We start from the raw sequence: 19,142 nt of genomic DNA on the forward strand, positions 1-19,142 counted from the left end.
CGGCGCGTACTTTTTTAGTCGCACAAATTGATAACTCCTTGATTTTTAGTAGCACAAATCATTAAAAAATACACAACACGTAAGGTTTTATAACAGTTATTATTTGCCTGCTAAATGATTTGGATTGGCTATCTATCAAGGAAAATATAATGACAATTAAAATAACAGCGTTGGCGGCATCGATCGGCGCGGCAGTGGCTTTCATGCCTTTCGCCACTCAGGCGGAAATCACCGTTTTAAAACAAGATCCCCAGGCGGGTAATCCACTCAGCCGACTCAATTTCACCGTCGGCGGGAGTATTCGTCCGCAGTTCCAGAATATGACCGGCAATGACGGCGCGAACGGTTATAAACGTAATGGTTTTGATGGCGGGACGCGTTTCCGCTTCGCCGCGGATTATTATCTGTTTGATGATATCAGTTGGATTAGCTATTACGAGCTGGGCGTCAATATCCCTGCGGTATTTGACTGGGATAACCATTATGCGAAGGGCGCGACTGATACCACTCGCCGTATGCTGTATACCGGCTTCAAGAGCGCGACGTGGGGAACGCTGACCTTCGGTCAACAGAACAGCATTTATTACGATGTGGTGGGCGTAAAAACCGATATCTGGGATTACGACATGATAGGTCAGGCGCCTGGCAACGGGATTAACGGCGACTACGATGGTTCTTATCGCACGCGTAAGTCATTGAAGTATAAGAAAAGCATTGGCAATGTCGATCTCTACGCATCTTATCTGTTCAGCGACGATTATAATGCCAATAACGGCCTGAATTACAAGCGTAAAGGCGGCGGTTCTTTAGGCGCGGATTACCATCTCACCGACGATCTGACCTGGGGGACGGCATGGAACTATACCCGTGCGGAGATGCGCGGCAACGGCAATAAAACTTACGATCAAAATATTGTCGGTACCGCATTAAGCTGGACGCCGGAAAACTGGACTATCGCCGCAGGCGGCGGTTGGTATCAGAACTTTATGACGACCAAAAAAGTGTCTGTGAATGATTACTTTGCCGGCGATGCGTGGGGTCTGGAATATTTTGTCGGTTACGCTTTCCCGATTGGTCAGTATGCCGTAAAAGCTATTCAACCGTACTTTATGGGCGACCGCATTGAATATGTGAATGGCCGCGACTATCTGCGTACCGATAACGGCGTGGGGATCACCTTCCAACTGGATTATGGTTTCCGCGTTGATTATGAACATGTTTTCACCTCCAGCACTGACAATCTGGGCGATATGAACCTGGTGCGTCTGCGTTACGATTTCTAAAGCGTTTTCCTGTGCCGGATGTTGGCGTAAAGACCTCTTATCCGGCATTTCCCTCTACGCCATTCCCGCCTGACACACGCCTGAGCGCCTGCCTCGTACATTTAACGACACACCAGGAAACATCATGAAATAATTTCAAGGACAGCAGGCTGTGATCTGTGTCATGTTAAGAAATAGCCTTTCGTTTGGGCCAAAACAGACGATGCCGCATGAACGGCATCCGGCACAGCATCACACTATTTAAAATGGAGAAATTATGGGATTGCGTCAGAGTTTACGCATTGCGGCCAGCACGCTATTACTGGCCTGCGGATTACAGTTTGCCCATGCCGATGGTTCCCCGCAAACGATCGTATTTGGCGTCGCGCCAGGGCCGTATGGCGACATGGTGAAGCAGGCGATTGCGCCGACATTAAAAGAAAAAGGGTATAAGGTCGTGGTGCGCGAGTTTAGCGACTATGTCCAGCCCAATATGGCGTTAGCTAACGGCAGCATTGACGCCAACCTCTTTCAACATACCCTCTATTTTGACAAATTCACCGCTGACAAAGGGCTGAAGCTCAGCAAACTTATTGTGGTACCGACCGCCGGGATGGGCTTCTATTCACGTAAAATCAACAGTCTGGATGCGCTTAAAAAAGGGGACATTATTACCCTCTCCAACGATCCGACTAACCTGGCGCGCGGCCTTCGCTTCCTGCAATCGTTGGGGCTTATCACGATTAAGGACAATATCGATCCGACCAAAGCCTCTGAACGAGATATCGCCAGCAATCCAAAAGGACTGGTTTTCAAACCGCTGGAAGCCGCACAGCTACCGCGCACGCTGGATGGCGTGACCGGCGCGCTGGTTAACGGGAACTTTGCGGTGGCGGCAGGACTCGATCTCTCCAGCGCGATTAAGCAGGAACACCTGGATGAGAACCTGAAAAATATCATTGCGGTACGCAGTGAAGATGCCGATAAGCCGTTTGCCAAAGATATTGTCGAGGCGGTGAAATCGCCGGCTTATCGCGCGGTTATCGACGATCCAAAGAATATTTATAGCGCCTTCCAGAAACCGGAATGGATGACCGCGACACCCTGATCGCAGCGGTAGCCATCCCCAATTTCTGAGGTGAATATGATTGAAATAGAAAAAGTCTGCGTCGATTTTACCGCCGGTCGCGGTACCCCCACGCGCGCGGTGGATGATGTGAGCCTGCATATCGCCGCGGGCGAGATTTTTGGCATTGTTGGTACCAGCGGCGCAGGAAAAAGCACTCTGCTGCGTACCCTGAACGCCTTAACGCGTCCCAGCCAGGGGCGCGTCAACGTCAACGGCGTGGAAATTTCGGCGCTGGACGGAAAAGCGTTACGCCAGGCGCGGCAGCGTATTGGTATGATTTTCCAGCATTTTAACTTAATGCATACCCGGACAGTGGCGCAAAACGTGGCGTTTAGCCTGAAAGCGGCTGGCTGGGAACGCAGCAAAATCGCGCCGCGGGTGGCGGAAATTTTAACGCTGGTGGGCCTTGCCGATAAAGCGAACCGTTTCCCGGTACAGCTCAGCGGCGGGCAAAAACAGCGGGTGGGGATAGCCCGCGCCATCGCTAACCATCCGGATGTTTTGCTGTGTGATGAACCGACTTCCGCGCTGGATCTGGAAACTTCCGCCACGATTCTGGCCCTGCTCAGACAGATCAACGCACAGCTCGGGATTACTATTGTACTGATCACCCATGAAATGAACGTGATCAAATCTATTTGCGATCGCGTGGCGGTGATGTCGGGCGGTAAGGTTGTGGAATCGGGCGAGGTGTTTGATGTGTTTGCCCACCCGCAACACGCTTTCACACAGCAACTGGTGTCTCATACCCTTAATTTGACCCTGCCGGAACGTTTACGGGAACACCTGCCCGGGCAGTTGCTGAAAATTTTGTTTATCGGCGATTCGGCGGAGCAGCCGGTACTGTCGGAGGTGGCGATCAAGTTTGGCGTCGCGGTCAATATCCTGCATGGCAAGATTGAATATATCGGCGAACGCGCGTTGGGCATTCTGGTGGTGCAATTAACCGCGCCGCATAATCCAACGGCGGTGGCCGCCGCCGTGGAGCATATCCGTCAACGTACCGCACAGGTGGAGGTGATCCGTGGATGATTTATTGCCGGATTTAACGCTGGCGTTCAATGAAACTTTCCAGATGTTGAGTATTTCAACGGTGCTGGCGATTCTTGGCGGTCTACCGCTCGGTTTTCTGATTTTTGTCACCGATCGTCATCTGTTCTGGCAGAACCGTTTTATTTATCTCGTCGCCTCGGTTCTGGTGAATATTATCCGCTCGGTTCCATTTGTTATTTTACTGGTGCTGTTACTGCCGCTAACGCAGCTTTTGCTGGGCAATACCATTGGCCCGATTGCAGCCTCCGTCCCGCTGTCGGTGGCCGCAATCGCGTTTTATGCACGCCTGGTAGATAGCGCGCTCCGTGAAGTCGATAAAGGGATTATTGAGGCGGCGCTGGCATTCGGCGCTAGTCCGATGCGTATTATCTGTACCGTACTGTTGCCGGAAGCCAGCGCAGGGCTGCTGCGCGGCCTGACGATTACATTGGTAAGCTTAATCGGCTACTCGGCGATGGCCGGGATTGTCGGCGGCGGCGGGGTAGGCGACCTGGCGATTCGCTATGGCTACTACCGTTACGAAACCGAAGTGATGGTTGTTACCGTAGTGGCGCTGATTGTGCTGGTTCAGGTCGTTCAGATGCTGGGCGACTGGCTGGCAAAACGTGCCGACAAGCGCGACAGACACTAAGCCGGCTCAATGTAGCGTCAGCCGGCAATAAAAGTAAGCTATTGCGCTTTTAGCCAGTTGGCAACCTCTTGCCATGGGCCGCGAAAAACGATATTCGCGGCTTTTTTCTCCAGTTGATAGCGATACATCGGGTCGTAATATTCGTTAAGTAGCGGAACCAGCCATGCCATATGGCCGTCGGTGCTGCCGCTGGATAATTGCTCTGCCAGCGCCCTATCCAGCGTGTCCGTCAGTTCGGCAAAGCGTTGCAACCCCAGACGGCGGCGAATAGCGAACAGTCCATGATGAAGATATTCACTATACGCCTGCCAACCGGCTTCATCGCCGTAGGCGTGGGTGAAGTCGTGATGCATACGGATGAAATACTCTTCACGCAGTCGTTCCAGACGAAGCGCAAACGGATCTTCCACTACCGCAATGGGGGCCTGCGCCATTCTTTCGCGTAAACACTCAGGCAGATGGTTGGCGCCGATCGTTCGCCCTTCATCTTCCAGTACCCACCTTTTTAGCGTCTGATGCGCGTTAATTTTCAGCAATTCAACGGCAAGTTTGTTTTCAAAACTGGCCTGGCTGAGCTGGGGGTTCAGCGTGCGGCCAAAAGAGGAGCCGCGATGACGCGCGAGACCTTCCAGATCCACGCCGTTGGGCTGTTGTCGCACCAGTTGCGTTTTGCCGCTGCCCGTACAGCCGCCAATTAAAAGTATCGGTTTTTGCGACAGTTGCCAGGTCGCCTGAATTGCTGTCTGGCGCAGCGCTTTATAGCCGCCTTCAATAAGCGGGCAGTCAATCCCTGTTTCTTGCAGCCAACGTTGTACGATATGTGACCGCTGACCGCCGCGCGCGCAGCACAGATACCCGTTGGGGAAACGTTGATACGCGGCTTTCCAGGCCTCAAGCCGCTGCTGGCGAATGTCGCCGCAAACCAGCCGATGCCCCAGCGCTAACGCCGCATCCGCGCCCTGACGTTTGTAGCAGGTGCCGACGGCGGCTCGCTCGTCATCCATCATCAATGGCAGGTTGATAGCGCCCGGCATGGCGCCCTGTTCAAACTCAATCGGCGCGCGTACATCAATTAAAGGCGTATCGGCAAGGAGGAGCGCGCGATAGTCCTGTGCTTTTTGTCTGTCTTGCATAACGTAAAACGTAACCTTAAATCATCCTTTGCGCTATTTTACGCGCCAATTCGCAAAGTGGCTTGATTTTTAACAGCGTACCGTGTTGAAAATGGATAAAAAACCGGCTATTTCGGGTTGCCGTTGGGTAAATAATTTCACAATGTCTTCTACCGCTTTGCCTCCGCCAAATTTATGCCAGGCGAGGCTTAACGGTGAGGGCGGACGCATCGTAGGGATGGTACAGCTTACCAGTTCGTTTTTGTCGATCAGCGTTTGACAAAGCGGCTGCGGGACAAAACCGATACCGACGCCTGCCAGATGAGCGGCGATTTTGGTTTCCATATCAGGCACGATAATTTCCTTCTGCCCCGGAAGGCGCCAGGCTACCCGCTTGGTCAGCGTACGCGCGCTGTCTTCGATATTAATTGCCGGGAAACGGCGCAACTGCGCTTCTGTTAGAGGCCCGCTGACGTGAGCTAAAGGATGATCCGCGGACATCACAAAACGCCATTGTACGGAACCTAAAGGGTCGAGCATAAAGGTATTAGCCAACGGCTCGGTGCCAGTTACGCCAATCGCCAGCGAAAAACCTTCATACAGGAGCGAATCCCAGACGCCCATATAAATTTGCCGGGAAAAGTGAAACTGAGTGAAAGGGTAACGCGCATTAAGCCACGATAAGAGACTGGCGACCGCTTGCGGGCTATAGAGCAGGTTATTCACCACAATATTGACCTGACGCTCTACGCCGTCGTTAACCTGGCGTAGCTCGTCAGGCATACTGTCCAGCCACGCAAGCCAGTCTTTTGCCTGAGAGAGAAGGTGAGAGCCCGCCGCCGTCAACGAGACGCTTCGCGTTGTGCGAAAGAACAGCCCTACGCCGGTATTTTCCTCCAGCAGTTTGATGCGGTAGCTAATGGTTGCCGTGGTTTTACACAGGCGCTCCGCCGCTTTGGAGAAACTCCCCGTTTCGGCAACGCTGATAAAGGTACGCAGTGTTTCCGGGTCAAACATCGTCAGACGCCTCCTTACGATCCTGATAAAACCAGAATTATTTTCCTATGATTTTTAAGTAGTTTTACATAATAGCCATGTTTGATTTGTGGTCTAAATCTACTTTTGGAAAAATATTCCAACTTTTATGTTGATGTTAAATCCCGAAGGTTTTAGATTGCATGGTATTGAAAGCGGACAGAGTCCAAACCGCGGTTAAACGGAATCGAGCTACAAGGGAAAAATAATGAAACTTGAGGTATTACCGTTAGATCAGAAGACGTTCAGCGCTTATGGCGATGTTATTGAGACGCAGGAACGAGACTTTTTTCATATAAACAATGGGTTAGTTGAGCGATATCACGACCTGGCGAAGGTTGAAGTTCTGGAGCAGGATCGCACGCTGATCAGTATTAACAGGGCGCAACCGGCAGCGATGCCTATTGTGGTACATGAACTGGAACGTCATCCTTTAGGTACGCAGGCGTTTGTGCCGATGAACGGCGAGGCTTTTGTCGTTATTGTCGCGCTCGGCGATGATAAACCCGATCTCTCCACGCTGCGGGCGTTTATTAGCAATGGACGGCAGGGCGTCAATTATCACCGTAATGTATGGCATCACCCGCTGTTTGCGTGGCAGACGGTTACCGATTTTCTGACGGTGGATCGCGGCGGCAGCGATAACTGTGATGTTGAAAGTATCCCGACACATGAACTCTGTTTTGCGTGACGCTATTGGCCTTCTTGCATAAGATGAACATATTGTTCATTGTTTATGCTCATATTTTGGGCCGGAGTTAACGTAAATATGACGGAAGTAAGACGACGCGGCAGGCCAGGACAGGCAGAGCCGACTGCGCAGAAAGGCGCTCAGGCGCTGGAGAGGGGCATAGCGATATTGCAATATCTCGAAAGAAGCGGCGGCAGTTCATCAGTTAGCGATATTTCCGGCAGCCTGGATTTACCGCTTTCTACGACGTTTCGCCTGTTAAAGGTACTGCAAGCGGCTGATTTTGTGTACCAGGATAGCCAGCTTGGCTGGTGGCATATTGGTTTAGGCGTATTTAATGTGGGCTCTGCGTATATTCATAATCGCGATGTCCTCTCGGTGGCCGGGCCCTTTATGCACCGACTTATGCTGCTTTCTGGCGAGACGGTCAACGTAGCGATTCGCAACGGTAATGAAGCGGTGTTAATCGGTCAAAAGGAGTGCAAATCGATGGTCAGAATGTGCGCGCCCTTAGGGAGTCGTCTGCCGTTACATGCTTCCGGCGCCGGAAAAGCGCTGCTTTACCCGCTCACCGAAGAAGAGCTGGTGGGGATCGTCGTCAATACCGGTTTGCGGCGGTTTACGCCGACCACTCTGGTGGATTTACCTATCCTGCTTAAAAATCTGGAGCAGGCGCGTGAACAGGGCTACACCGTTGACCAGGAAGAACATGTTGTCGGGCTGAATTGTATCGCCTCCGCTATCTATGACGATGCGGGCAGCGTGGTCGCCGCTATCTCGATATCGGGACCGGCTTCCCGGCTGACGGAAGATCGCTTTATCAGCCAGGGGGAACTGGTACGGGATACCGCGAAAGACATCAGTACGGCGCTTGGGCTAAAACCCCCTGTAGCCTGAGCCGCATCCCGCTCGCTGGAGCGGGACTTTTTTAAAATTTTTAAAAGTTGGAAACTTTTTCCAATAAAAAGAGGTAGCAATAAAATGGCAAAAATGAGAGCCGTGGATGCGGCAATGTATGTGCTGGAAAAAGAAGGTGTCACCACAGCATTCGGCGTTCCTGGGGCTGCAATCAACCCCTTCTATTCTGCAATGCGTAAGCATGGAGGCATTCGCCATATACTGGCGCGTCATGTGGAAGGCGCTTCGCATATGGCTGAGGGCTACACACGTGCGGCGGCAGGTAATATTGGGGTCTGCCTGGGCACTTCCGGCCCGGCGGGAACCGACATGATCACCGCACTCTATTCCGCTTCTGCCGACTCTATCCCGATTTTATGCATTACCGGTCAGGCGCCACGAGCGCGTCTGCACAAGGAAGATTTCCAGGCAGTCGATATTGAAGCGATTGCAAAACCAGTCAGCAAGATGGCAGTGACGGTTCGTGAGGCGGCGCTGGTGCCGCGCGTATTACAACAGGCTTTTCATCTGATGCGCTCAGGCCGCCCAGGTCCTGTGCTGGTTGATTTACCGTTTGATGTCCAGGTTGCGGAGATCGAATTCGATCCGGATATGTATGAGCCGCTACCGGTATATAAGCCAGCCGCCAGCCGCGTACAGATTGAAAAGGCGCTGGAGATGCTGATTCAGTCCGCGCGTCCGGTAATTGTCGCGGGCGGCGGGGTTATTAACGCCGACGCCGCGCCACTGCTGCAGCAGTTTGCCGAACTGACCAGCGTACCGGTGATCCCTACTCTGATGGGCTGGGGCTGTATCCCGGACGATCACCCCTTAATGGCGGGGATGGTCGGTCTGCAAACGGCACACCGCTACGGCAACGCCACTCTGCTGGCATCCGATATGGTTTTTGGCATCGGTAACCGTTTCGCCAACCGTCATACGGGGTCCGTTGAGAAATATACTCAGGGGCGAAAAATCATCCATATCGATATTGAACCAACGCAAATTGGCCGCGTGTTGTGTCCGGATCTGGGCATCGTTTCGGACGCCAAAGCGGCGCTAACGTTGCTGATCGATGTCGCGCAGGAGATGCAAAAAGCGGGGCGTTTGCCATGCCGGAAAACCTGGGTGGACGAATGCCAGCAGCGTAAACGGACTTTGCTGCGTAAAACCCACTTTGACAACGTGCCAGTGAAGCCGCAGCGCGTCTATGAAGAGATGAACAAAGCCTTTGGTCGCGATGTGTGCTATGTCACCACCATTGGATTGTCGCAAATCGCGGCAGCGCAGATGCTGCATGTGTTTAAAGACAGACACTGGATCAACTGCGGCCAGGCGGGGCCTCTTGGCTGGACAATCCCGGCGGCATTAGGAGTTTGTGCTGCCGATCCGCAACGCAATGTGGTGGCGATTTCCGGCGATTTCGACTTCCAGTTCCTGATTGAAGAGTTAGCCGTCGGCGCGCAGTTTAACATTCCGTATATCCATGTGCTGGTTAACAACGCTTATCTTGGTCTGATTCGCCAGTCGCAACGCGCATTTGACATGGACTACTGCGTACAGCTCGCCTTTGAAAATATCAACTCCAGCGAAGTGAATGGCTATGGCGTTGACCATGTAAAAGTGGCGGAAGGGTTAGGCTGTAAAGCAATTCGTGTCTTTAAACCGGAAGATATTGCGCCTGCATTTGAACAAGCCAAAGCGCTAATGGCGCAATATCGCGTTCCGGTGGTGGTGGAAGTCATTCTGGAACGCGTAACCAATATTTCCATGGGCAGCGAACTGGATAACGTAACCGAGTTTGAAGAGGTTGCGGATAGTGCGAAAGATGCGCCAACAGAAACCTGTTTTATGAAATATGAGTAAGGGAGGTAATCGATGTTACGTTTCTCTGCCAATCTTTCTATGCTGTTTACGGAATATGATTTCCTGGAACGCTTTGATAAAGCGGCGTTGTCGGGATTTCGCGGCGTGGAATTCATGTTTCCCTACGATAACGATATCGAAGTGTTAAAACGTAAGCTCAGGGATAATAATCTGGAACATACGTTACATAATTTACCGGCTGGCGACTGGGCGGCTGGCGAACGTGGAATTGCCTGTATTCCTGGGCGCGAAGAAGAGTTTCGCGATGGCGTAGCGGCCGCAATCCGCTATGCACGTGCGTTAGGTAATAAGAAAATAAATTGTCTGGTGGGTAAAACGCCGTCAGGATTCTCCGCAACGGAGATCCACGACACGTTGGTCGAAAACCTGCGCTATGCGGCAAATATGCTGGCGAAAGAAGACATTTTATTACTTATCGAACCTATTAATCACTTTGATATGCCGGGATTCCATCTCACCGGCACTCAACAGGCGTTAGCATTAATTAAGGATATCGGCAGCGATAATATCAAAATTCAGTATGATATTTATCACATGCAACGCATGGAAGGGGAATTAACGCAAACCATGACGGCATGGGCCGATAAAATAGGCCATTTACAGATTGCTGATAACCCGCGTCGCGGCGAGCCGGGGACTGGGGAAATTAATTATGACTTTATTTTTAATGTCATTAAACAGTCTGGTTATGATGGCTGGGTTGGCTGTGAATATAAACCACTGACTACCACGGAAGCGGGATTATCGTGGATTAATCAGTACCGTTAAAACGCAGAATAATTCAGGCAGCGCTTTTTTTTCCACTGTGTTGGAAGGGGATTGTGTTGCCTGAATCTGGAAACACCGAAAGCAATAAAAGAGGTTGTATATGAAACTGGGATTTATTGGCCTGGGAATTATGGGCTCGCCAATGGCTATCAATTTGGCACGCGCCGGTCATCAATTACACGTTACGACTATTGGTCCGGTCGCGGACGAACTGCTCTCGCTGGGGGCGGTAAATGTTGAGACTGCACGTCAGGTAACTGAATTTGCAGACATTATCTTCATAATGGTGCCGGATACGCCGCAGGTTGAAGACGTGTTATTTGGCGAACACGGTTGCGCTAAAACATCGCTTCAGGGAAAAACCATCGTCGATATGAGTTCTATTTCTCCTATCGAAACCAAACTTTTTGCCCAGCGCGTTAATGAAATGGGGGCTGATTACCTGGATGCCCCGGTTTCCGGGGGAGAAATCGGGGCGCGTGAAGGCACTCTGTCGATTATGGTCGGCGGCGAGCAAAAAGTCTTTGACCGCGTTAAACCGCTCTTTGACATCCTGGGAAAAAATATCACCCTGGTGGGCGGCAATGGGGATGGGCAAACCTGTAAGGTGGCTAACCAAATTATTGTTGCGCTGAATATTGAAGCGGTTTCTGAAGCCTTAGTGTTTGCTTCAAAAGCAGGTGCCGATCCGGTACGCGTGCGCCAGGCGTTAATGGGCGGGTTCGCCTCTTCACGCATTCTGGAAGTTCACGGCGAGCGGATGATCAACCGGACGTTCGAGCCTGGTTTCAAAATCGCGCTTCATCAGAAAGACCTTAATCTTGCATTGCAAAGCGCAAAAGCGCTGGCGCTGAATTTACCGAATACGGCGACCTGCCAGGAATTATTCAATACCTGTGCGGCAAATGGCGGGAGCCAGCTTGATCATTCGGCAATGGTACAGGCGCTGGAATTAATGGCCAATCATAAATTGTCCTAATTATGTGTATCGCTGCGGCTGCAGCGATACCTGTTCACAAGGAACACTCTGTAAAGGTGAAGAACATGAGTGAAACTAAAAAATCCGGGATTGATTACTGGAAACAAATTGTTGTCGTAATGAGTCTGGGCTGGGTAGCGATTTGGATCTATCGCACCGTGCTTACGCCAATTTATCCAGAAATTCAGGCATCTTTAGACAATGTAAGTAATGCTGAAATAGGCGCCATTGCAAGTTTTTACTTTTTTGCTTACTGCAGTATGCAAATCCCTTGCGGAATATTGGTCGATAAATTCGGTCAAAAAATCATGCTGATGGCCGGATTTACGCTTTTTATTATTGGTACACTCTGTATCGCGAAAGCCAATGGCCTGACCATGATCTATATAGGGTCGCTAATGGCAGGTGGCGGATGCGCTTCTTTCTTTAGCTCGGCTTATTCACTCTCTTCGGCAAACGTGCCGCAGGCCCGTCGGGCATTAGCCAACGCGATTATCAACAGCGGGTCGGCTATAGGGATGGGGATTGGCTTAATCGGTTCCAGCGTATTAGTAAAAAACATGAGCATGGCCTGGCAAAATGTACTGTATATCGTGGCCGCGATATTAGTAATCATGCTGTGCGTCTTTACGCTGATCATTCGCGGTAAAGCCAAAAGCGACTCTGCGCAAGCGGAAAAGCAAACCCAAACCGTTACGGAAGATGAGAAACGCGCGCCTTTATTCTCTGGTTTATTGTGTAGCGTTTACTTCCTCTATTTCTGTACCTGCTACGGTTATTATTTGATAGTGACCTGGCTGCCCTCTTATCTCCAGACTGAAAGAGGATTTGATGGCGGAGCTATCGGGCTGGCATCAGCGCTGGTAGCGGTGGTTGGCGTACCGGGAGCGTTATTTTTTAGCCATCTGTCAGATAAATTCCGTAACAGTAAAGTTAAGGTTATTCTCGGTCTGGAAATTGTGGCGGCGGCAATGTTGGCGTTTACGGTTTTGTCCCCGAATACCACGATGCTGATGGTCAGCCTGACGCTATACGGCTTGCTGGGGAAAATGGCAGTAGACCCGATCCTGATCTCCTTTGTATCTGAACAGGCTTCGGCAAAAAGTCTGGGAAGAGCTTTCAGCCTTTTTAATTTCTTTGGCATGAGCTCGGCGGTTGTCGCCCCAACGTTGACCGGATTTATTTCGGATGTAACGGGGTCGAAGGAGATCAGTTTTGTGATTTCAGCATGTTTAGTGGTCACCGGAACGCTGATCTTTGCTGTCGTCACTTTATATAAAAAGAAAGCAACACAACGTATTGCTTCAGCTTAAAAATAATTATATCTACTGTTTCTTTATTTTATATTTATTTGTTCCTCATAGCTAAACCCATAACAACGTTATCCGATGCGTGAAAAGAGGGATTTATGGAACATCAAAGAGAGCTATACCAGCAGCGCGGTTATAGCGAAGACTTATTACCTAAAACAGAAACCCAACGAAACTGGAAGGCATTTAACTATTTCACCTTATGGATGGGATCTGTACATAACGTGCCAAATTACGTTATGGTCGGCGGTTTTTTTATACTGGGGCTATCAACATTTAATATCATGTTGGCCATTATTATCAGCGCATTATTTATTGCGGCGGCGATGGTAATGAATGGCGCGGCAGGCAGCAAATATGGCGTTCCTTTTGCTATGATATTGCGAGGTTCTTACGGCGTCCGCGGCGCGCTATTCCCTGGATTATTGCGAGGGGGAATCGCGGCAATTATGTGGTTCGGCTTACAGTGTTACGCGGGATCGCTGGCATTTCTTATTTTGATTGGGAAGATCTGGCCAGGATTTCTGACATTAGGCGGAGATTTCAAGCTGCTGGGTCTTTCACTGCCAGGACTAATTACTTTTCTAATTTTTTGGATTATTAACGTTGGCATCGGTTTTGGCGGTGGTAAAGTATTAAATAAATTTACCGCTATCCTCAATCCATGTATTTACATTGTCTTTGGCGGCATGGCTATTTGGGCAATATCGCTGGTTGGCATTGGCCCGATTCTGGACTATCTGCCTTCAGGCGTGCAAAAAGCAGAGCACAGCGGCTTTCTGTTCCTGGTGGTGATTAACGCCGTAGTCGCCGTCTGGGCAGCGCCAGCGGTGAGCGCGTCCGATTTCACGCAAAACGCGCATTCATTTCGCGCTCAGGCATTGGGACAAACGCTGGGGCTTATCGTAGCGTATATATTATTCGCCGTAGCCAGCGTGTGCATTATTGCCGGAGCCAGTATTCATTATGGTATGGATACCTGGAACGTGCTGGATATTGTGCAGCGTTGGGACAGTCTGTTTGCTTCATTCTTTGCGGTGCTGGTGATTCTGATGACGACAATTTCAACCAACGCCACCGGTAATATTATACCTGCGGGGTATCAAATTGCGGCGCTTGCCCCGACAAAGCTTAACTATAAAAATGGCGTAATGATTGCCAGTATTATCAGTCTACTGATTTGCCCATGGAAATTAATGGAGAATCAGGACAGTATTTATCTGTTCCTCGATATTATCGGCGGTATGCTTGGCCCGGTAATCGGCGTAATGTTAGCTCATTATTTTGTGGTAATGCGTGGAAAAATTAATCTTGATGAGCTGTACACCGCCAGCGGTGATTACAAATATTATGATAATGGATTTAACCTGACTGCATTTTCAGTCACCCTGGTCGCAGTCATTCTGTCATTAGGCGGCAAGTTTATACCATTTATGGAGCCTTTATCCCGCGTGTCCTGGTTTGTAGGCGTAATAGTTGCGTTCGTTGCTTATGCGCTATTGAAGAAACGCACGGGTTTTGAAAATACAGGAGAGCAAAAACTCGCAGGTTAAATATTGAAAAAGCATTAAGCGTATTTAATGAAGTGTGCGCTATTTAAAAACTATCTGTATCCATACAAGGAGTTTGTTATGTCTTTTGATTTAATTATTAAGAACGGTACTGTCATCTTAGAAAACGAAGCGAGAGTTATCGATATCGCCGTCCAGGGCGGAAAAATCGCCGCGATTGGCGAGAACCTGGGGGAAGCGAAAAATGTGCTGGATGCGACGGGATTGATCGTTTCGCCGGGCATGGTTGACGCGCATACCCACATTTCTGAACCGGGCCGTACCCACTGGGAAGGCTATGAAACCGGTACCCGCGCGGCGGCGAAAGGCGGTATTACCACGATGATTGAGATGCCGCTCAATCAGCTGCCGGCGACGGTCGATCGTGAGACGATTGAACTCAAGTTTGACGCGGCAAAAGGTAAATTGACCATCGACGCCGCGCAGTTGGGCGGTTTGGTTTCTTATAACCTGGATCGGCTGCATGAGCTGGACGAAGTGGGCGTTGTCGGCTTCAAGTGCTTTGTCGCCACCTGCGGCGATCGTGGCATCGATAATGATTTTCGCGACGTTAATGACTGGCAGTTTTACAAAGGCGCGCAGAAACTGGGGGAGATGGACCAGACGGTACTGGTACATTGCGAAAATGCTCTGATTTGCGATGAGCTGGGCGAAGAAGCTAAACGCGAAGGTCGCGTAACGGCGCATGATTATGTCGCCTCACGTCCGGTATTTACTGAAGTGGAAGCCATTCGTCGCGTGCTGTATCTGGCGAAAGCGGCAGGTTGCCGTCTGCACGTTTGCCATATCAGCAGCCCGGAGGGGGTAGAGGAAGTAACGCGCGCGCGTCAGGAAGGCCAGGATGTCACCTGTGAATCGTGCCCGCACTATTTTGTCCTCGATACCGATCAGTTCGAAGAGATTGGCACCCTGGCAAAATGTTCTCCGCCAATTCGCGACCAGGAAAACCAGAAAGGGATGTGGGAAAAACTGTTTAACGGCGAAATCGACTGCCTGGTATCCGACCACTCTCCATGCCCTCCGGAAATGAAAGCAGGCAATATCATGCAAGCATGGGGCGGAATTGCCGGACTGCAAAACTGCATGGACGTCATGTTTGATGAAGCGGTGCAAAAACGCGGTATGTCGTTGCCGATGTTTGGCAAATTAATGGCGACCAACGCCGCCGATATTTTTGGTCTGAAACATAAAGGACGTATTGCTCCCGGCAAAGATGCTGACCTGGTCTTTATTCAGCCTGACAGCAGCTATGTTCTGAAAAATGAAGATCTGGAATATCGCCATAAAGTCAGTCCGTATGTTGGCCGTACTATTGGCGCGCGTATTACCAAAACGATTTTGCGCGGCGATGTTATTTATGACATCGAGCATGGCTTCCCTGTGCCGCCAAAAGGTCAGTTTATCCTTAAACATCAGCAGTAATCCGGTGTGATTTAATGCCCGTCGTCACGACGGGCATTCTCTATTTTAAGGTGTGGATATGTTCCCTGTTATTAACCGCGAAAGTGTATTGTCCGGCTTTCAGTGGTTTTTCTTTATTTTCTGTAACACGGTTGTGGTTCCCCCTACCTTGCTGTCCGCTTTTCATCTTCCCGCTGATAACCTGTTAATGCTCACACAATACGCTTTTTTGACCACCGCGTTGGCCTGCCTGGTTCAGGCATTTTGCGGCCATCGCCGCGCCATTATGGAAGGGCCGACAGGGTTGTGGTGGGGCGCTATTCTTACGATTACGCTTGGCGAGGCGTCTCGCGGCACGCCGTTGAACGATATCGCCTCCAGCCTGTCGGTCGGGATCGCGATCTCCGCGATGGTGACGATATTTATCGGCATTAGCGGGTTAGGACACCGTCTGGCTCGCCTGTTTACGCCGGCGGTAATGGTTTTTTTCATGCTGCTTTTGGGCGCGCAGCTGACCTCAATATTTTTTAAAGGCATGCTGGGGCTGCCTTTTGGCATTGCCGATACCAGCGCCAGAATCAAATTGGCCCCCTTTGGGTTGGCGGTCGCGGTGATGTGTTTTATCCTCGCGATGATTATTTTCCTGCAACAGCGTATCTCCCGTTACGCGTTACTGGTAGGGACCGTGGTCGGGTGGGGGCTATGGCGGTTATGTTTTCCTTCATCACACTTACCGCCGGGTGAATTAAGCTGGCGATGGTTTCCGCTGGGCAGCCACGGCACGCTGATGCCGGGTATTATTGTGACGGCGGTGATGACGGGGTTAGTCAACATCAGCAACACTTACGGCGCCATCCGCGGTACCGATATCTTTTATCTGCATCAAGGGTCGGGCAGTTCTCGTTATCGCCGAAGCTTTATGATTTCCGGACTGATGACGTTAGTGACGGTGCCTTTTGCGGTCGTGCCTTTTTCGCCTTTTGTGTCTTCCATTGGTTTATTAACGCAAACCGGCGACAGTTCTCGCAAATCCTTTATCTGCGGTAGCGCGCTGTGTCTGCTGGTTGCCATTATAACGCCGTTAACCCGCTTATTTTGCGCTATTCCACTGGCGATCAGCAGCGCCGTTATGCTGGTCTCTTATTTACCTTTACTTTATTCCGGTTTGGTTTTTAGCCAGCAAATTACGTTTACCGCGCGGAATATTTATCGCCTGGCATTACCGCTTTTTGTCGGCATTTTTTTGATGGGGCTTCCTCCGGTCTATTTACAGGATCTTCCACTGATGATTCGTCCTCTGCTTAGTAACGGATTACTGGTGGGAATCTTACTGGCAGTGCTTATGGAAAATCTTATTCCGTGGGAACGCATTAAATAACGTGAGAAAACAAGGAGACATAATGAAGATTGTAATTGCGCCAGATTCATTTAAAGAGAGCTTAAGCGCTGATAAATGCTGTCAGGCTATTAAATCGGGATTTTCAACCGTATTTCCTGATGCGCGCTATGTCTGTTTACCGATCGCCGATGGTGGAGAAGGAACCGTGGATGCGATGGTGGCTGCGACCGGCGGGAAACGGGTTTCTGTGGACGTTAGTGGGCCGATGGGGGAAAAAGTAAACGGATTTTATGGCCTGACCGGCGACGGCAAAACGGCGATTATTGAAATGGCGGCGGCGAGCGGATTGATGCTGGTGGCGCCAGAGGCGCGTAATCCGCTGCTGGCATCCAGTTTCGGCACCGGCGAATTGATTCGTCACGCCCTGGACGCGGGGATTCGCCATATTATTCTGGGTATCGGCGGCAGCGCCACGGTGGATGGCGGAATGGGAGTAGCGCAGGCGCTCGGTGTGCGTTTTCTGGACGCGCAGGGAATGCTGCTTGGCGCCGGAGGGGGCAATTTATCGCGCCTGGCGAGCATTGACCTGCAGGGGTGCGATCCGCGAATTTCAGAGTGTCGTATTGAGGTCGCCTGTGATGTTGATAACCCGTTGGTGGGGCCACGCGGCGCGGCGGCGGTATTCGGTCCGCAGAAAGGGGCGACGCCTGAAATGGTCGAGACGCTGGAAAATGGATTGCGTAATTATGCCCGTGTCTTACATGCCCTGACCGGACGCGACATGTCTCAAATACCGGGCGGTGGAGCGGCCGGAGGAATGGGGATTGCCGCTATCGTCTTCCTGGAAGCGGAAATGAAGCCCGGTATTGAGATTGTTATGCAGGCGGTGAAGCTGGAGGAGGCGGTAAAAGAGGCCTCGCTGGTGATTACCGGAGAAGGGCGAATCGACTCGCAAACGGCGGGAGGAAAAGCGCCGATAGGCGTTGCGTCAGTGGCGAAACGGCATCACGTCCCGGTTATCGGCATTGCCGGCGTACTGGGCGACGGCGTGGAAGTGGTCCATCGCCACGGTATTGATGCCGTATTCAGTATTTTGCCGCGGCTGGCGCCTTTGCCGGAAGTTCTGGCGAACGGTGAACAAAATCTCTACCACAGCGCCTGTAATATTGCCCGCGTCATCAAACTTGGCCAGAATATCGGGACTCGTTAAGCATAAAAAAAGCCACGGTTCTCACCGTGGCAAAATCCAACATAGCTAAATTAAAAATAATCAGGAGGGCTGCCCGCCGTTAAATCATAACGTCGCGGTTACAGTCTTTGGAGTAGATGTAGCTGAATGCTTCGCCACGACCTACACCGTATCCGGCCTGCAGGGAATAAGCGCCCATGAAGATGTAGTCGCCTTTTTTCACCGGCACCCAGTTGTTGTCGAGGTTATAAACTCCCTGGCCGGAAAGGATATAAGCGCCATGTTCCTGGACGTGGGTTTCAATATAGCCGTGGCTGGCGCCCGGTTCGAAAGACAGAATATGCATATTCATATCGAAGCCCAGCTCTTTAGGCAGGAAATCCAGCAGAATAACATCTTCCATGCCTTCATAATGAATACGCTCCAGCTGGTTGGCATTGCCGGAAACCAACCACGGGGCATGCCCCTCGACAGGAGTATAGCGGCGTTTATATAAAAATAGCTGGCTGTCTTCCGTTTGAGCGTTGCTAAAGGTCATCATCTCGCCCGGTGGACAATAGAGGTATCCGCCCTGGGTTAAAGAGAATGTTTTTCCTTCTGCTTTAGCTTCAATATTTCCCGTAATGACATAGAGAAAAGTTTCAATCCCCTCGCTGCCAAAGCCCTGCTGGTTGCCGCCATTCTGATGTAAGGTGACCAGATAATCGACGAAAGAAGCACCCAGCTTCGGCGTCGAAAGGATGGTGACGTCACAGTTTTCAAAGCCGGGAATAATATTTTTCACCAGACCGTCCGGCGTTAAGAGCGCATAGTTACCGTGTTTCACAATGGCGCGGTTCGCCAGTAAATCATCGCGGTAACCCGTGACGTTATTCAGATATCCCATTG

Annotated in this window: 17 protein-coding genes; 14 read left to right on the forward strand and 3 right to left on the reverse strand. The window is 50.8% G+C overall.

Translation table 11 applies throughout. The annotated features are described in order from the left end of the window. The first annotated feature begins 149 nt into the window (after positions 1–149). From EOS97_RS16210 to EOS97_RS16225, 4 genes are all read left to right on the forward strand, one after another. The gene (locus EOS97_RS16210) at positions 150–1,283 is read left to right on the forward strand and encodes a porin (protein WP_000152869.1); all 1,134 of its coding nucleotides are present in this window, start codon (positions 150–152) and stop codon (positions 1,281–1,283) included. Positions 1,284–1,539: 256 nt separating this feature from the next. Then, positions 1,540–2,370: a MetQ/NlpA family ABC transporter substrate-binding protein gene (locus tag EOS97_RS16215; RefSeq protein WP_000524311.1), complete on the forward strand. Its 831-nt coding sequence runs from the start codon at positions 1,540–1,542 to the stop codon at positions 2,368–2,370. Positions 2,371–2,406: 36 nt separating this feature from the next. Continuing rightward, positions 2,407–3,423: a virulence-associated ABC transporter ATP-binding protein SfbB gene (sfbB, locus tag EOS97_RS16220; RefSeq protein ID WP_000569660.1), complete on the forward strand. Its 1,017-nt coding sequence runs from the start codon at positions 2,407–2,409 to the stop codon at positions 3,421–3,423. Beyond that, the gene (locus tag EOS97_RS16225) at positions 3,416–4,075 is read left to right on the forward strand and encodes a methionine ABC transporter permease (RefSeq protein ID WP_000342247.1); all 660 of its coding nucleotides are present in this window, start codon (positions 3,416–3,418) and stop codon (positions 4,073–4,075) included. The genes sfbB and EOS97_RS16225 overlap by 8 nt, the downstream gene beginning before the upstream one ends. A gap of 38 nt (positions 4,076–4,113) precedes the next feature. Here the strand turns inward: EOS97_RS16225 and mnmH are convergent, their stop codons facing one another. Both mnmH and allS read right to left on the reverse strand, forming a co-directional pair. Further along, positions 4,114–5,208, reverse strand: a complete 1,095-nt coding sequence (gene mnmH, locus EOS97_RS16230; RefSeq protein WP_127836178.1) for a tRNA 2-selenouridine(34) synthase MnmH — start codon at positions 5,206–5,208, stop codon at positions 4,114–4,116. Positions 5,209–5,277: 69 nt separating this feature from the next. Beyond that, complete coding sequence (gene allS / locus EOS97_RS16235) at positions 5,278–6,204, reverse strand: HTH-type transcriptional activator AllS (protein WP_000460169.1); 927 nt, start codon at positions 6,202–6,204, stop codon at positions 5,278–5,280. Positions 6,205–6,430: 226 nt separating this feature from the next. Between allS and allA the strand changes: the two genes are divergently transcribed. The 10 genes from allA (at position 6,431) to glxK (ending at position 18,275) form a co-directional block, all read left to right on the forward strand. After that, on the forward strand, positions 6,431–6,913 hold the full coding sequence (allA, locus tag EOS97_RS16240) for an ureidoglycolate lyase (protein ID WP_000764659.1): 483 nt from the start codon (positions 6,431–6,433) through the stop codon (positions 6,911–6,913). A gap of 78 nt (positions 6,914–6,991) precedes the next feature. Then, positions 6,992–7,810: an HTH-type transcriptional repressor AllR gene (allR, locus tag EOS97_RS16245; RefSeq protein ID WP_000141265.1), complete on the forward strand. Its 819-nt coding sequence runs from the start codon at positions 6,992–6,994 to the stop codon at positions 7,808–7,810. An 84-nt stretch (positions 7,811–7,894) separates the two neighbouring features. Continuing rightward, on the forward strand, positions 7,895–9,676 hold the full coding sequence (gene gcl / locus EOS97_RS16250; RefSeq protein ID WP_001096886.1) for a glyoxylate carboligase: 1,782 nt from the start codon (positions 7,895–7,897) through the stop codon (positions 9,674–9,676). 12 nt (positions 9,677–9,688) lie between these two features. After that, the gene (hyi, locus tag EOS97_RS16255) at positions 9,689–10,465 is read left to right on the forward strand and encodes a hydroxypyruvate isomerase (protein ID WP_000943591.1); all 777 of its coding nucleotides are present in this window, start codon (positions 9,689–9,691) and stop codon (positions 10,463–10,465) included. 100 nt (positions 10,466–10,565) lie between these two features. After that, positions 10,566–11,444 carry a 2-hydroxy-3-oxopropionate reductase gene (gene glxR / locus EOS97_RS16260; RefSeq protein ID WP_000765809.1) on the forward strand — a complete coding sequence of 293 codons (879 nt, stop codon included), beginning with the start codon at positions 10,566–10,568 and terminating at the stop codon, positions 11,442–11,444. Positions 11,445–11,509: 65 nt separating this feature from the next. After that, a complete protein-coding gene (locus EOS97_RS16265; RefSeq protein ID WP_000005070.1) occupies positions 11,510–12,757 on the forward strand; it encodes an MFS transporter in 1,248 nt (415 codons plus the stop codon). Between the two features lie 95 nt (positions 12,758–12,852). Next, positions 12,853–14,307: a putative allantoin permease gene (locus tag EOS97_RS16270; RefSeq protein ID WP_000401064.1), complete on the forward strand. Its 1,455-nt coding sequence runs from the start codon at positions 12,853–12,855 to the stop codon at positions 14,305–14,307. A 78-nt stretch (positions 14,308–14,385) separates the two neighbouring features. Further along, positions 14,386–15,747 carry an allantoinase AllB gene (gene allB / locus EOS97_RS16275; RefSeq protein ID WP_000006865.1) on the forward strand — a complete coding sequence of 454 codons (1,362 nt, stop codon included), beginning with the start codon at positions 14,386–14,388 and terminating at the stop codon, positions 15,745–15,747. A gap of 58 nt (positions 15,748–15,805) precedes the next feature. Then, positions 15,806–17,104 carry a uracil/xanthine transporter gene (locus tag EOS97_RS16280; RefSeq protein ID WP_000484505.1) on the forward strand — a complete coding sequence of 433 codons (1,299 nt, stop codon included), beginning with the start codon at positions 15,806–15,808 and terminating at the stop codon, positions 17,102–17,104. A gap of 22 nt (positions 17,105–17,126) precedes the next feature. After that, complete coding sequence (glxK, locus tag EOS97_RS16285; protein ID WP_000706337.1) at positions 17,127–18,275, forward strand: glycerate 3-kinase; 1,149 nt, start codon at positions 17,127–17,129, stop codon at positions 18,273–18,275. A gap of 79 nt (positions 18,276–18,354) precedes the next feature. Here the strand turns inward: glxK and allE are convergent, their stop codons facing one another. Beyond that, positions 18,355–19,140 (reverse strand): (S)-ureidoglycine aminohydrolase, encoded by a 786-nt coding sequence (allE, locus tag EOS97_RS16290; protein WP_000540988.1) that lies wholly within the window; start codon positions 19,138–19,140, stop codon positions 18,355–18,357. Positions 19,141–19,142 lie beyond the last annotated feature (2 nt).

It is taken from the genome of Salmonella sp. SSDFZ54 (assembly GCF_004010735.1).
Taxonomy (GTDB): domain Bacteria; phylum Pseudomonadota; class Gammaproteobacteria; order Enterobacterales; family Enterobacteriaceae; genus Salmonella; species Salmonella enterica.